Genomic DNA, 14700 nt, shown 5'->3' on the forward strand with positions numbered 1-14700 from the left:
ATGGGGCTGGCCGATGCTGAGGCGCTGCGCAGCGAGTTGATGACGTGCCAGGTGCGCCGTGTGGTAGTGAGTGTCACCGATAAGGGGCCCATTCAGAAGAACCCCATACGGATCACAGAGACGCGCGCTCAGGCCACTCGACCCAAGGCGCGCAGCACTTTCTCAGGCGTGATCGGTTGCGACCAGAGCTCCGCCTTGAACGGCGCCAAGGCGTCGTTGATCGCGTTCATGACCGCAGCAGGTGCACCCGCAGTGCCTGCCTCGCCTGCGCCTTTGGCCCCCAGCTGGCTGGAGCGCGTGGGTGTCTGCACATGCGCCACCTCGATGTCGGGCATTTCACCGCTCATGGGCACCAGGTAATCGGCCATGTTGGCATTGCGCATCAGCCCCTCATCGTCGTACAGGCACTCTTCAAAAAGGGCTCCGCCGATGCCCTGCACAATGGCTCCCCGAATCTGCTCGTCCACGAGTTTGGGGTTCAGAACACGACCGCAATCCTCGACCGCCCAGTGTTTGAGCAGCTTGACAAAGCCGGTGTCCGGGTCCACTTCAACATAAGAGGCCTGCACACCATTGGTGAAGATGAAGGGGTAGTCGCGCTGAGCATAGTGGCGCGTCACCATCAGCTCCGGCGTGAAGTCATTGGGCAAAAGGTCTGAACGGAAGTAGGCAATGCGGCCAAGTTCGGCAAAGTCCAGCACCGACTCCAGCGTCTGGGCGTCCACCACATGGCCACGGCGCACGGTCAATTCAGCCTCGCTGCGCTTGAGGATGACAGCGGCCAACTTGAGGATGTTGGCGCGCAGCGCCTGGGAGGCCAGCAAAACCGCCTCACCGCCAACACCCGCACCGCGCGAAGCCCATGTGCCTCCGCCATAGGGCGTGACATCGGTGTCGCTCATGATGAGTCGCACTTTTTCAAGATCTACGCCAACACCATCCGCCGAAATCTGTCGGTAAATGCCGTCATTGCCCTGGCCCTGTTCGCCCACACTCACGCTCACGCTGATGGCACCCGAGGGGTCCAGACGGATGGTGCAGCCGTCCTGAGAAGCGATGCGCGCGCCACCCACCCCATAAAAAGCCGCACTCGGGTTTGTGAGCTCAATCAATGTCGCAAAGCCAATGCCGCGGTAAATGCCTTGTTCACGCAGCTGGGCAATCTCCGCCTTGAGACGTGGGTAATCCATCATCTGTTCGATTTTGCTCAGGCAGGCCTCATGCGACAAGACTTCGAGCTTGATGCCGCTGGCCCCTGTGGTGGGATAAGCGTCGTCGGGAATCACGTTCTTCTTGCGAAACTCCAGCGGGTCCATGCCGATGGCCCGCGCCGCTTGGTCAACCAATCCTTCGGTCACTGCGCAGGCGATGGGGTGACCCACCCCGCGGTACTGGCAAGTGGGCGTCTTGTTCTGAAACACCACGTCCAAGTGCGCCCGGTAGTTGGCGTGTTTGTAGGGGCCACCCACCAAATTGACCACCTGATTGCCCTCGATCGCGCTGGTGCGCGGGAACATGGAATACGGACCAATGCCCGTCAGGTCATTCATCTCGAAAGCGAGGATCTCTCCGCTCTTGTTGGCGGCAATGCGTGCCTTGACCAAGTGGTGACGCGCGTGAATATCGCTGGTGAAACTCTCCATGCGATCGGCCACAAACTTGACCGGGCGTCGGCACATCATCGACAAGGCCACCGTGGCAAAGTCATCTGGATAAGCATGCACCTTGATGCCAAAAGAGCCGCCCACGTCCTTGCAAATCACCCGCACTGCGTGTTCAGGCAGATCAAACTGCCTGGCATACAGGTCCTGCATCATGTGCGGTGCCTGGAATGAGTGGTACACGGTGAGCTTCTGATCGGCAACATTCCAATCGGCAATCTGACAACGGGGCTCCAAGGTCACGCCCGTGTGTCGCCCGAATTCAAAAGTGGTCTCAACCACTGCATCGGCATTGGCAAAAGCCTCGTCAACCTGGCCCACATTCAGCTTGCGGGTAAAACACAGGTTGTCGCCCAGCTCCGGATGAATGAGTGGCGTCGAAGGGTCGAGCGCGGTCTCCATGTCCACCACCGCTGGCAATTGTTCGATCTCGACGTGGATCAGCTGCAGCGCGTCCTCGGCCTGCTCGCGGGTTTCTGCAACGATGGCCACCACCGGCTCACCCTGCCAGCAGGCACGGTCCAGGGCCAGTGGATACTGCGGTGCCGATTTCATGCCCGCGAGATGGCCCAGAACCGCCACCCATGGCTTGCATATTTTGGCCAGGTCATGGCCATCGGCGACCAGAATCACCCCGGGCATGCTGCGAGCAGCAGTGGCATCGATGTGGGTGATCTTGCAATGCGCGACGGGGCTGCGCCAGTACACGACATGGGCCATTCGGGGCAATTCAATGTCGTCGATGTAGGTGCCTTGACCTTGAACCAATTTGCGGGCACTGGGGCGTTCAACGCTTTGTCCAATGTAGCGGGGGTCCTCAGTCAAGGCATGCAAAGGCTTTTCTTCGTGGTCGACTTTTGGCGAATCTTCCACTTCAGGGCCTGCAGTGCCCGACAAGTTATGTGTCATGGTGTTCATGCGCTCACCTTTTCGGAAGGACGGCTGGACGCGTTCTTGGCGCGCTCGGCCAGGGTTTCGCAAATGGCATCGACAATGGCGTGGTAGCCGGTGCAGCGGCAATAGTTGCCACTCATCCACTCACGCACTTCTTCCCGGGTCGCATCGGGTTTGACCTCCAGCAACTCCTTGGCGGCCATCACCATGCCCGGCGTGCAAAACCCGCACTGCAAGGCGTTGTTCCTCACAAAGGCATCCTGCAGATCACGCACATCACCATCGGCACTGAGGCCTTCGATCGTGCGGACCTTGCCGCCCTGGGTTTGAACGGCCAGCGTCAGGCAACCGCGCACGATGCGTCCATTCACCTCCACGGTGCATGCGCCACAAACACCATGTTCGCAACCCAGATGCGAGCCTTTGAGGCCCAGTTCGTTTCGAATGAAGTCGACCAGGTGCTGGCGTGGTGCCACGCTGCGCACTTGCGGTTGACCGTTGACTTCAACTTGAAGTGTTTGAAGAGATGCCATGCGTTTCTCCCGGAATAAATCAGACAGCGATCGCGCTGCGGCTGGCCTGCGCAGCCGATAGCAAACGGCGAGCCAGTACGGTGGCCAAGTGCCGCTTGGTTTCGGGGCTGTGGGTTAGATCAGGAAGGGGATCGAGCTCGGCTTTGAGCGAAGCCACCGCAATCTCCACCGTTGCAGAATCCAGCGTCTTGCCCACAAGCAAGGCTTCGGTTCGGCGTGCACGCCAAGGAATCGCACCAATGCCCAGGAAAGCCAGATTCACACGCTGGGCCACCGTGCCAGAGAAGTGGGCGGCCACCGCCAGACCTGCCACCGCGTAATCGCCGTGACGTCTTGCCAGTTCATCGAAAGCAAACCAGTCCGACTGACCCGCCAGAGGCACATCGGCCCCCACAACGACTTCATCAGGCGCGAGAGCTGTCGTGTACAGGTCTACGAAAAAATCAGTGGCCGAGATCTTGCGAAGGCCCTTGGGGCTTTGCAGGTGAATCTGCCCATCCATGGCGCAAAGGCAGCACGGCCATTCAGCTGCCGGGTCCCCATAAGCAATCGAGCCGCCCCAAGTTCCCGAGTTGCGAATCGCTCGGTGAGCAATATGAGGTGCAGCCATGGCCAGCATCGGGGCATGTAGGCTGACCAAGGCGCTGTTTTCAATGTCAGTGTGCGTGGTCAGTGCGCCAATGTAGAGGCGATCGCCCTCTTGGCGAATGCCCCGCAGCTCATTCAGGCCCGTGATGTCAATCACCAGTTGCGGTTCGGACAAACGCATGTTCAGTGTGGCCAGCAGGGTCTGTCCCCCCGCCAAAATTCGGGCGTCGTCCCCGTGGGTTTGAAGCAGCTCGAAGAGCTCGGCCATCGCGGCGGGCTTGACGTAATCAAATGCAGCTGATTTCACGGTGGGTCTTCCAGTTTGTGTGTTCAATATCGGCCAAACAAGGCCCGCCTCAGAGCTGAGCGCCGAGCCACACGCCAACGGCTGTGGCCAAGACCCCCAAGGCAAACCATTTCACGCGCAACCACTCCATGTCGTTTGGCAATGGACGGGTTGGTGGCTGCGCAACAGCCGCTCCAGCCAAGGGCAAATCTGCGCTTGGGGTATGGGCGGCCGAGGGGCTCACTGGGACCGCTTCAGGCGTATGTGACTCTGTTAGTGGCTTGTCGGCATCCGGTTGAGTCGGCGCAAGGTGCAACTGAAAGGCATTAAAAAACTGATCCGCCATCTGTTTGGCGGCCCCATCGATCATGCGCCCCCCAACCAAGCCCAGCTTGCCAGCCACCGAGGCCTGAACCGTGTAATGCACACGTGTGTTCTCGCCTTCATCACTGAGACTGACTTGCGAGCGACCCCGGGCCATACCGGCTGCACCGCCAGACCCTTCGAAAGTCATGGCGCAACTTTCGGCCTCGATCACGTCGCTCATCAAAATGCGACCGCTGAACTTGGCACGAACCGGCCCCACCTTGACCATCATGCGAGCGGTCTTTTCAAGAGGGCCGACCTGCTCCACAGCTTCACAGCCGGGAATACAAGCCGTCAAGACAGCTGGATCATTCAGTGCCATCCAAACACGCGCTCGAGTCGCGTTAATTACAACGTCGCCTGTCAATTCCATGGGGTCATCTTTGGGGTTTTCACGGGGTTGTTTTGTTTACCATGCGTTCAATAATCCTATTCCAAATTGACCATACGGTAAATAGCATGCCCATACAGACAAACCCTGAGCGGGCGCTTGACCCCGCTGCCGGGTTAGCGCCCGAGCCTCCGCGAATGCGGCGGCGGTTGGGTGTTGCCGAACGTGAGCGTCAGATTTTGGAAGGTGCCATTGGTTTTTTTGCACAAAACGGATTCGGTGCTCAACTACGAGATTTGGGCCGCAGCATCGGTGTCACACATGCGCTTCTTTACCATTACTTTCCCACCAAACAAGCCTTGATCGACCGGGTTTACTTGGAGGTTTTCGAAGGGCGTTGGAATCCCGAATGGGAAGCCTTGCTGGATGACCCTGAGAAAACGCCTGAAGAAAAACTCACCGGCTTTTACGACGATTACATCAACTCAGCGTTGAACCGTGAGTTCACGCGTATCTTGGTGTTTTCGGGCCTTTCCGATCACGCCATCACCGACAGGTTCTTTTCGCTTCTTCGCCAGCGGCTGTTCCCTCGCCTGATTCGAGAGACAAGACGCTTTCGCGGCTTGAGCAGTCGAGCCAAATCCAGTGAACGTGAGTTGGAACTGTTAATGGGGTTACACGGTGGTTTTTTTTACATCGCGATGCGGCGCTGGATTTACGGTCAGGGTGTGGCCAACGATCAAGCCCCCGAACGTTTCAGCCATTCCCTTGTCCATGATCGCGTGCTGGGCTATTTGATTGCCAGTCAAACATTGTTCGGCCAAGCCCATATTTCGGCAGCCTCTAAGACCAGTGCCGGCACAAGAAAACGGAATCCATGAAATTTTTTCACCCCGCTGCAGCCTACCGGCTAAGGCATTTAAGCGCGGCAATGGACTGCCGCTATTCAACCAAAAGGAGAACGCATGAAACTCAACAAGTTGGCCCTTTCCGGGTTGATCGCGATCGGTTGCGCAACTGCTGCCAGCAATGCAGTCGCCCAACAGCGCATCAACGTCAACATCGGTGCAAGTCATCCGACCACCAACATCTGGGCCTACGCCATGAAAGAGGTGTTCCAGCCCGAAGTTGATCGGCTGCTCAAGGAAGGCGGAGGTAAGTATGAAGTGCGCTGGCGTGAGAGTTACGGCGGAACGCTTTACAAGTTTTCTGAAACACGCGCTGCCGTCAAGGACGGCATTGTTGACGTGGGCATGGTCGGCACCGTCTGGGAAAACTCAGCCATGCCTTTGCAAAACGTCACTTATTTCACGCCGTTTGCCACCACCAACCACGAAATGCTGATCAGCATTTTCGACAAACTCAACGACACGCACCCAGCGCTCAAGGCCAGCTGGACTGCGCAGAACATGGTGCCCTTGTCGTCTCTCATTACTGACAGCTACGACATCTATGCCAACTTCCCTGTGACCAACATGGCCTCGCTGCAAAACAAGAAAATCCATGCACCAGGCACATCAGCCAACTGGATGCGCGACACTGGAGCCACACCGGTTGAGGGCGCTTTGACCACTTATTACACCAATATTCAAACAGGTGTGACCCAAGGTGCCCTGAGTTTTGCCAGTGGCATTGGTCCTGCGCGGGTCTACGAAGTGGCCAAGCATTTGACACGCGTGGATGTGGGTGCCATGTATTTCGGCAGCGTTGCAGCCAACAAAAGCTTCTTTGACAAACTGCCCAAGGAAGTTCAAGAAGCCTTCACCAAGGCTGGCAAGGCCACATCGGTCGCCCACGGCAAGCATGTCACCAATTCCGCTGTGAAGGCCATGGAAACCATGCGCGCCGCAGGCCTGCAGGTGTCTGATCTTCCAGCCGCTGAGCGTGCCAAGTGGATCAACGGCCTGCCCGACATCGTTACGCCATGGCTGCAGACCACAGGCGATGCTGGCAAGTCCGTGCTTCGCGCCTATTTTGACGAATTGCGCGCTCGCGGTGTGAAGCCTCTGCGCGACTGGGACAAAGCGGCCCGCTGACGGCCCACGCGCCCATGTTGATGCCTGCAGGATCTTTTTTCAGCTGAAGGCCCTGCAGGCCTGCCTTGTCATCCATCAAAGGAGCCCATCTTGCATGCCGATCCCCAAACACAAACACCTGCCTCACAACGGCATCCCTTGGAGTTTCCAGCCAATTTGCTCGCCTCCATCGGGACCGTCTGGATCTTTTTGATCATGGCGTTGGTGGTCGCGGACGTGATCGGTCGTGATTTTCTGGACAGCCCCATCACCGGTGTGGCTGAGTTTTCATCACGCTCGGTCGGTTCCATTGTTTTTCTTCAACTGGCCGCTGCCGTTTGCAGCAACCGGATGACGCGCAGTGACTTTTTGCTCAACCTGATCGGCAAGCGCTCGGCCAAAGGTGTCGTGGCACTCAATGTCTTCAATGCCTTGGTGGGTGCTGGATTGTTTGCAGCTTTGGCCTGGATTGGTTGGTCTGAATTCAGCAACTCTTGGACAAGCAACGAGTTCTATGGCGTGCAGGGCGTCTACAGCGTTCCGGCCTGGCCGTTCCGTGGCCTGCTCGTTGCAGGATCTGTCGTGGGTGCTTTGTGCTATTTGATGAGCATCCCCGGCATCTTGAAACAACCAGGATCCCCAGTTCCTGCTGACGATCCATTGGGAGGTGGCGTATGAGCGATTTGGGCATGGGCGGTTTGCTCATTGGCGTGCTGGTCATGCTGGTTCTTCTTGGCGTGCACATTGGTGTGGCCTTGCTGGCGGTCGGTTTTGCTGGCGTCTGGCTGGTGCGAGACAACCTCGACATGGCCATCAAATTGTTTTACATGTCGGCCTACAACGGCGTAGCCGACTATGTGTTTGCGACCATTCCGCTGTTTGTGCTGATGGGACTGCTCGTGAGCATTTCCAACGTGGGCAAGGATACCTTCACGGTCGCAGAAGTCTTGCTTCGCAAGCTTCAAGGAGGCCTCGGTGTGGCCACTGTTGCCGCCAACACGGTTTTCGCAGCGGTCACAGGGGTCTCCATCGCGTCGGCTGCGGTGTTCACCCGCGTGGCCGTGCCCGAAATGGTCAAACACGGTTATCGCACCACCTTTGCCACCGGCACCGTGGCTGGAAGCTCTGTGTTGGGGATGATGATCCCCCCCAGCTTGCTGATGATCATTTACGGCGTGCTGGCCGAACAATCCATTGGCAAATTGTTTGTGGCTGGCGTGATCCCCGGGTTTTTGCTGGCCATGGTTTTCGCCATGATGATCATGCTCATGGCGCGATTCACGCCAGGACAAGTCTTTGATCCTTTGCAGCAATCTCAGTTGCTGCGGGGACGACAGATTCAAGTCACACTGACCAAGCTGCAAATGTTCACTAAACTGGTCCCCATTGCTGCGCTGGTGGCCTTGGTGTTGGGCGGGCTGTACGGTGGCTTTTTCACACCCACCGAAGCCGGTGGTGTGGGGGCGTTTGGTGCGCTGGTCATTGCCCTGATGCGACGTTCGTTGGGCAAAGGCAAGCTTTGGCAGGTTTTGCATGAAACCGGCAGCGTGTCTTGCACCATCTTGATCCTGCTGGTGGCGGCCAGCTTTTATAGCCGCATGCTCAGTGTGGCGGGTGTGCCTGTGGCCATCAGTGATCTGGTTCGTGACGCGGGTCTTGGGCCCTATGGGTTTTTGACCTTGTATATCGGGATCGTGCTGCTTCTAGGCATGATTTTGGACTCCAGCTCCATCTTGCTGATCATGACCCCAGTCGCTGCACCTATTGCAGCGAGCTTCGGTTTCGACCTGATCCATTTTGGCGTCATCACCGTGCTTGCCGTTGAGATGGGCTTGCTGACACCGCCATTCGGCATCTCGGTGTTCACGGTCAAATCAACCTTGAACGACCCCAATATCTCAGTGGAAAGCATCTTTGCCGGATGCATGCCCTTTCTCGGGGCGATGTTGGGCGTGCTGGTCTTGGTCTGCGCATTCCCCTGGCTGTCCTTGGCGCTGATCTAAGGCGTGTCTGTGTAGCAACCTCCATCCAGGCCAGACCCCTGGGCGGATGCAGCAGTCACAGAACAGCTGGAATCCAATGACAAAACCTTATATCTCAAGATCCGAAGGATATTTAGATTGCACCTGCTCGACGGTTTGATCTGCCCCCGGCTGAGTCTTTCCAAATCGATGGAGCCAAGTCCGCTCAATTTGGAAAATGGCGGATATGCAGACCACACGGTTCACCGGTGAGCAGATCATCGGATTCTCCAAGCAAGCCGAAGCAGGCGTGTCCATCCAAGACATTTGCTGCTCAGAAGGCTTTATCCAGCCGATCTTTTATCAATGGCGCTCGCGCCTTGGTTCGTGACAGAGTGCGTGTTTCAACATCTCAAGGCTTGTCGTTTTTGTTTTGCCGTAGGTCTTTTTGATTGTTTCGGTGTGGTTTCCAATCAGGTCTCTGGCAGCAGCACCTTTGGGAATGGGAGAAAATCCAGAACTGGCAATCTGGTTTGCTTTTGATGCCATTCCCGTTGACCAGTTCTTGGTTTCACGTTTGGTATCGAAGATTGAACATCGAGAGAGTCCCTGCCGACTAACCTTTACTCTCCATTTTCAAGCGGGTAGCTGCGAAAATGTTGCGAGTGAGTGCGATCTGTGTGTAGAGATTGATGAACACATTGTGTTCCTGGTGTTCACCTTGTGTGCAATGTGTATGCACTTCATGTAAATAATGGCCGAAATGCAGCATTCGATAGAAAATAAAATCGGTATCAATCAACAATTTAGCCCTTGGCGGCTCAGTGTAGCCCCCATGATGGATTGGACCGATCGGCACTGCCGGTTTTTCCACCGCCTGCTGACCCGCCACACCTTGCTTTATACCGAGATGGTGACCACCGGTGCCTTGCGCCACGGCAGCGTGCAGCGGCACCTGCGCTTCAACGCCGAAGAGCACCCCGTGGCCCTCCAACTGGGCGGCAGCGACGCGGCCGATTTGGCCCACGCCGCCAAGCTGGGGCAAGAGTGGGGTTATGACGAGATCAACCTCAACTGCGGCTGCCCCTCAGACCGCGTGCAGCGTGGCGCATTTGGCGCTTGCCTGATGAACGAGCCGCGCACCGTGGCCGATGGCTTGAAAGCCATGCTCGATGTGGTGGATGTGCCGGTGACGGTGAAGCACCGCATCGGCATTGACCGCATTGAGAGCTACGACTTTGTGCGCGACTTTGTAGGCACCGTGAGCGATGCCGGTTGCAAAGTCTTCATCGTGCACGCCCGCAATGCGTGGCTCGACGGCCTGAGCCCCAAAGAAAACCGTGAGATTCCGCCTCTGCGTTACGAGCTGGCCTACCAGCTCAAGAAAGACTTTCCGGGGTTGCTGATCGCCGTGAACGGCGGCATCAAGACCAACGAAGAGATTGCTCTGCATCTGCAGCACGCTGATGGCGTGATGGTCGGACGCGAGGCGTACTACAACCCTTGGCTGTTGGGCAGCTGGGACGCTGCGTTTTATGGCGATTCCCACGAGGTGCCCAGTCGCGAGGCGGTGGAAGAGGCCATGGTGACCTACATGGAGCGTGCCTTTGCCGAAGACGGCTGCCCTTGGTACGCGATTGCCCGGCACATGTTGGGCCTGTACCACGGCCAGCGCGGTGGGCGTTTGTGGCGACAGGTCTGGAGCGACCACAAACTCAAGCCTTTGCCACCGCGTGAAGTCTGGCAGCTGGCTCGCGCGGCGTTGGCGCGGGGGGCGGTGATTCACGATTGAAGGCTTGGGCCGTGTCCTGTAGGTCGGAGCTTCAGCTCCGACGATGCATGCTTCGGCTCATGTCCCATGTCGTGGCTGAAGCCACCGACCTACGGCTGAGCGGTTTCTCAGGAGCCCGCCATGCAGTTGATAAGACCCAGGTCGGGATTCGGGGCCCTTTACAGACGAGGGGTGCTCATTGCGCGGCCTGCAAGCCGTTCATGAAATGCGCCGACATGCGCTCGGCCGCTTGCTCGGGCTGGCGTTCGGTCAAGGCCTGCACGATGGCGCGGTGTTCGGCCAGAGATTGCTCCATGCGGCCCTCTTTGAACAGCGAGCTGTGGCGGTTGAGCTTCATCACCTTGCGCAGGTCGGCCACCATCTGGTCGCGCCAGCGGTTGTCGGCCAATTCCAGCAGCAGCATGTGAAAACCTTCATTGATCTCGAAAAAGCGGTCTCGGTCGTGAGTGGCTTTTTCCAGGTCCGCGTGCAAAGAGGTGATCTGTGCCATTTGTTCGGCGCTGGCGTTTTGCGCCACCACACGCGCTGCATCCGATTCGAGCAAGGCCAGCAGGTGGTACACATCGCGCAGGTCTTTTTCGCTCACCTCGGTCACATAAGCGCCCCGGCGCACCTTCATGGTCACCAGGCCTTCGGCCGCCAACACCTTGAGCGCTTCGCGCAGCGGGGTGCGGCTGATGCCCAGCGCCTCTGCAATGCGCAACTCGTCGATCCAGCTGCCCGGCTCCAGTTCGCGCGCAAAAATCCGCTGCCGCAACAGTTCGGCAACTTCTTCGTACAGGGCGCGGGGGGCGAGTGACAGGGCGGACATGGGCTGTTTTAGACGGGATGCTGTTCGGGCGTGGCCCAAAGTATTTCAGGCGTTTCAGATGCTGAATTGTAAGCCGGTTAAAATATTCTGCATCAATAATTATGAATCACAGTACTTGTAAGCCGGTAGGCAGCCATCAGCTGCCAAAATCAGCACAAGTAATATTTGTCTCGAAAGTGGTGAGCCATGTCGTCAAAATCCTTTGAATTCAACGCTTCCAACCTGGAAGCCTGGCAAAAAGCAGCGGTCAAATCAGCCCCCGGTGGCGATGTGAACGCCCTGAACTGGAAGACGCCCGACGGCATCGTCGTCAAGCCGCTCTACACCGCCGAAGACACAGCCAACTTGCCTTACGCCAATACGCTGCCGGGCTTTGAGCCTTTCTTGCGCGGCCCTCAGGCCACCATGTACGCCGTGCGCCCCTGGACGATCCGCCAATATGCAGGCTTCTCCACTGCCGAGGAATCCAACGCCTTTTACCGCAAGGCCTTGGCCGCAGGCGGGCAGGGCGTGTCGGTCGCGTTTGACTTGGCCACGCACCGCGGTTACGACTCCGATCACCCGCGTGTAACCGGCGACGTGGGCAAAGCCGGTGTGGCGATTGACTCGGTCGAGGACATGAAGATCTTGTTTGACCAGATTCCGCTGGACAAGGTGTCGGTCTCGATGACCATGAACGGTGCGGTGTTGCCCGTGCTGGCGGGCTACGTGGTGGCGGCCGAAGAGCAGGGCGTCTCGCAAGACAAACTCTCAGGAACCATTCAGAACGACATTCTGAAAGAGTTCATGGTGCGCAACACCTACATCTACCCGCCAGAGCCGTCGATGAAGATCATCGGCGACATCATCGAGTACACGGCCAAGAACATGCCCAAGTTCAACTCGATCTCGATCTCGGGTTACCACATGCAAGAGGCCGGTGCCAACCAAGCGCTGGAAATGGCCTTTACATTGGCCGACGGCAAAGAGTATGTGAAGACGGCGATTGCCAAAGGCATGGACGTGGACGAGTTCGCCGGTCGCCTGTCCTTCTTCTGGGCGGTGGGCATGAACTTCTATCTGGAGATCGCCAAGATGCGTGCCGCCCGTTTGCTGTGGTGCCGCATCATGAAAGGCTTTGACGCCAAGAACCCCAAGAGCCTCATGCTGCGCACGCACAGCCAGACCTCGGGCTGGTCGCTCACCGAGCAAGACCCGTACAACAACGTGGTGCGCACCACCATCGAGGCCATGGCGGCCGTGTTTGGCGGCACCCAGTCGCTGCACACCAACTCGTTTGACGAGGCGATTGCCTTGCCCACCGAATTCAGCTCGCGCATCGCGCGCAACACCCAGCTCATCATTCAGGAAGAAACCCACATCACCAATGTGATTGACCCTTGGGCGGGTTCTTACATGATGGAGAGCCTGACGCAAGAAATGGCCGACAAGGCCTGGGCGATCATCGAAGAAGTCGAAGCCATGGGCGGCATGACCAAGGCCGTGGGCAGCGGCTGGGCCAAGCTCAAGATCGAAGCTGCGGCCGCTGAAAAGCAGGCCCGCATCGACTCCGGCAAAGACGTCATCGTGGGCGTGAACAAATACAAGCTGGCCAAAGAAGACCCGATCGAGACGCTGTCTATCGACAACGTGCGGGTGCGCGACGGCCAGATCGAGCGCTTGGCCAAAATTCGCGCCACCCGCGACAGCGCCAAAGTGCAAGCCGCTTTGGACGCTTTGTCCGCGTCGGCCGAATCGGGCCAAGGCAACTTGCTGGACTTGTCGATCCAGGCCGTGCGCCTGCGCGCCACGGTGGGTGAGATTTCCGACGCGTTGGAAAAGGCCTTTGGTCGCCACCGCGCCGACACACAAAAGGTGACGGGCGTGTACGCCGCCGCCTACGACGACGGCGAAAACGTGGGGGACACCATGGAATACTGGAATGCACTCAAAGCCGACATCGCCGCCTTTGCCGAAGCGCAAGGCCGCCGTCCCCGCGTGATGATTTCCAAACTCGGCCAAGATGGCCACGACCGTGGCGCCAAAGTGGTGGCCACCGCGTTTGCCGACTTGGGCTATGACGTGGACATGGGCCCGTTGTTCCAGACCCCCGAAGAGTGCGCCCGCCAAGCCATTGAAAACGACGTGCACGCCGTGGGCGTGTCCACCCTCGCCGCAGGCCACAAAACCCTGGTGCCCGCCATCATTGCCGAACTCAAAAAGCAGGGCGCAGACGACATCATTGTGTTCGTGGGTGGTGTGATCCCGCGCCAAGACTACGACATGCTCTACGAGGCGGGCGTCAAAGGCATTTACGGCCCAGGCACCCCGATCCCGGTCAGCGCCAAGGATGTGCTGGAGCAGATCAAGAAGGCTTTGGCTTGATGCTGGCGGATGCCCTGAAACGGTATTGACCACAGATTCCATCGGTTCTCCATGCTGTACTCCGTTCAATTTGAACCCTTGCTCGAAACTGAGCTGGAACAGGCCGCTGGTCGTTTAGGCGTGAGCCCGTCTCAGTTTATTGTTTCGGCGATGGAGCAGGCTTTGGCGCAAGCCAAAGAAGACGGCTTGCCGTTTCAGCCATCACGGCACGGGGAAGTTTTGCCAGAAAGCATGGAGCACCTGTCGGCGACCAAGTTGGCCATCCGTTCCAAGCTCAAGGCCCAGCACGTATCAAACCAAGACGATTGGCTGGCCTATCAAGAGGCCAAAAGACAAGGACGCCAGTGGGTGCCCACAGAGTCACCACAAGCGGTTGGTGATTCTCAAAATGGTAGGTATGATTTGGTATCTACCAAAAAGAGGTCGGCACCATGATCACAGACACCGCCAAAATTTTCACCACAGGCCGCAGCCAAGCGGTGCGCCTGCCCAAGGCCTATCGCTTTGACACCGCCGAGGTGTTCATTGAGAAGGTGGGCAACAGCGTCATCCTTCGGCCCAAAAAGGACGAACCCGGCGAGTGGGGTACGCGCTTGCAAGCCATTTTGAGCGGCTGGGAAGGCATGCCTGAAGAAATCGAGCGCGAGCACACCTTGCCACTGGACGACATCGAAAGCCTCGACTGATGTCTTCCCTGTACATGCTCGACACCAACATGGTGATCTACATCCAGCGTGGCGTGCCCAATGTTGTGGCGCGCCTGAATGAACTGGGGTCTGACCGTGTGGTGTTGTCAGCGCTTGTTGCCGCCGAGTTGGCTTATGGCGTGGAAAAGAGCGATCAAAAAGCGCGCAACCGCAAGGTGCTGGAATTGTTCCTGAGCGAAGTGCGCGTCTTGCCCTGGACGCAAGACGCCATGTGGCACTACGCCCGCCAACAACACTCACTGCGCTCAACTGGCAAAAGCATTGGTGAGTTGGACTTGTTGATTGGCTGTCACGCCTTGGCTTTGGATGCCGTTTGCGTGACCAACAACACACGGGAGTTTGAGCGGATTGAGGGTTTGAAGTTGGAGAACTGGGTGTTATGACAGCGCAA

15 protein-coding genes are annotated in these 14700 nt (G+C 57.8%); 10 read left to right on the plus strand and 5 right to left on the minus strand.

Going from position 1 to position 14700, the window contains the following annotated elements; all coding sequences use genetic code 11:
- Positions 1–128: 128 nt before the first annotated feature.
- Genes B9Z48_RS05125 through B9Z48_RS05140 form a run of 4 tightly spaced genes read right to left on the minus strand, consistent with a single transcriptional unit; the run spans position 129 to position 4701 of the window.
- On the minus strand, positions 129–2579 hold the full coding sequence (locus tag B9Z48_RS05125) for a xanthine dehydrogenase family protein molybdopterin-binding subunit (RefSeq protein WP_199233454.1): 2451 nt from the start codon (positions 2577–2579) through the stop codon (positions 129–131).
- Positions 2576–3088: a (2Fe-2S)-binding protein gene (locus tag B9Z48_RS05130; RefSeq protein WP_089953903.1), complete on the minus strand. Its 513-nt coding sequence runs from the start codon at positions 3086–3088 to the stop codon at positions 2576–2578. The genes B9Z48_RS05125 and B9Z48_RS05130 overlap by 4 nt, the downstream gene beginning before the upstream one ends.
- Before the next feature lie 19 nt (positions 3089–3107).
- Positions 3108–3983: a xanthine dehydrogenase family protein subunit M gene (locus tag B9Z48_RS05135; protein WP_089953901.1), complete on the minus strand. Its 876-nt coding sequence runs from the start codon at positions 3981–3983 to the stop codon at positions 3108–3110.
- A gap of 49 nt (positions 3984–4032) precedes the next feature.
- Positions 4033–4701: a CoxG family protein gene (locus B9Z48_RS05140; protein WP_089953899.1), complete on the minus strand. Its 669-nt coding sequence runs from the start codon at positions 4699–4701 to the stop codon at positions 4033–4035.
- A gap of 167 nt (positions 4702–4868) precedes the next feature.
- Between B9Z48_RS05140 and B9Z48_RS05145 the strand changes: the two genes are divergently transcribed.
- The 6 genes from B9Z48_RS05145 to dusA all read left to right on the plus strand — a co-directional run bounded on the left by B9Z48_RS05145 (position 4869) and on the right by dusA (position 10427).
- Complete coding sequence (locus tag B9Z48_RS05145) at positions 4869–5540, plus strand: TetR/AcrR family transcriptional regulator (protein ID WP_233261026.1); 672 nt, start codon at positions 4869–4871, stop codon at positions 5538–5540.
- Positions 5541–5624: 84 nt separating this feature from the next.
- Entirely contained in the window at positions 5625–6695 is a 1071-nt protein-coding gene (locus B9Z48_RS05150; protein WP_089953893.1) for a C4-dicarboxylate TRAP transporter substrate-binding protein, read from the plus strand.
- A 90-nt stretch (positions 6696–6785) separates the two neighbouring features.
- Positions 6786–7352, plus strand: a complete 567-nt coding sequence (locus B9Z48_RS05155; RefSeq protein WP_089953890.1) for a TRAP transporter small permease subunit — start codon at positions 6786–6788, stop codon at positions 7350–7352.
- Positions 7349–8677 (plus strand): TRAP transporter large permease, encoded by a 1329-nt coding sequence (locus tag B9Z48_RS05160; RefSeq protein WP_089953888.1) that lies wholly within the window; start codon positions 7349–7351, stop codon positions 8675–8677. Before B9Z48_RS05155 ends, B9Z48_RS05160 begins: the two co-directional genes overlap by 4 nt.
- A gap of 205 nt (positions 8678–8882) precedes the next feature.
- Positions 8883–9026 (plus strand): transposase, encoded by a 144-nt coding sequence (locus tag B9Z48_RS21350; RefSeq protein ID WP_146186236.1) that lies wholly within the window; start codon positions 8883–8885, stop codon positions 9024–9026.
- 372 nt (positions 9027–9398) lie between these two features.
- Positions 9399–10427 carry a tRNA dihydrouridine(20/20a) synthase DusA gene (gene dusA / locus B9Z48_RS05170; RefSeq protein ID WP_089955205.1) on the plus strand — a complete coding sequence of 343 codons (1029 nt, stop codon included), beginning with the start codon at positions 9399–9401 and terminating at the stop codon, positions 10425–10427.
- 175 nt (positions 10428–10602) lie between these two features.
- Here dusA and B9Z48_RS05175 read toward each other — a convergent pair whose 3' ends face one another.
- A complete protein-coding gene (locus tag B9Z48_RS05175; protein ID WP_108377368.1) occupies positions 10603–11238 on the minus strand; it encodes a GntR family transcriptional regulator in 636 nt (211 codons plus the stop codon).
- A 186-nt stretch (positions 11239–11424) separates the two neighbouring features.
- Between B9Z48_RS05175 and scpA the strand changes: the two genes are divergently transcribed.
- The 4 genes from scpA to B9Z48_RS05195 are packed head-to-tail and all read left to right on the plus strand — an operon-like array spanning position 11425 to position 14692.
- Entirely contained in the window at positions 11425–13602 is a 2178-nt protein-coding gene (gene scpA / locus B9Z48_RS05180; protein WP_108377369.1) for a methylmalonyl-CoA mutase, read from the plus strand.
- A gap of 51 nt (positions 13603–13653) precedes the next feature.
- The gene (locus B9Z48_RS05185) at positions 13654–14037 is read left to right on the plus strand and encodes a hypothetical protein (protein WP_108377370.1); all 384 of its coding nucleotides are present in this window, start codon (positions 13654–13656) and stop codon (positions 14035–14037) included.
- On the plus strand, positions 14034–14288 hold the full coding sequence (locus B9Z48_RS05190; RefSeq protein ID WP_089953875.1) for an antitoxin: 255 nt from the start codon (positions 14034–14036) through the stop codon (positions 14286–14288). Before B9Z48_RS05185 ends, B9Z48_RS05190 begins: the two co-directional genes overlap by 4 nt.
- Positions 14288–14692 carry a type II toxin-antitoxin system VapC family toxin gene (locus B9Z48_RS05195; protein WP_108377371.1) on the plus strand — a complete coding sequence of 135 codons (405 nt, stop codon included), beginning with the start codon at positions 14288–14290 and terminating at the stop codon, positions 14690–14692. The genes B9Z48_RS05190 and B9Z48_RS05195 overlap by 1 nt, the downstream gene beginning before the upstream one ends.
- Positions 14693–14700: the final 8 nt, after the last annotated feature.

Origin of the sequence: Limnohabitans sp. WS1 (genome assembly GCF_003063265.1) — a bacterium.
Taxonomy (GTDB): Bacteria; Pseudomonadota; Gammaproteobacteria; order Burkholderiales; family Burkholderiaceae_C; genus Limnohabitans_A.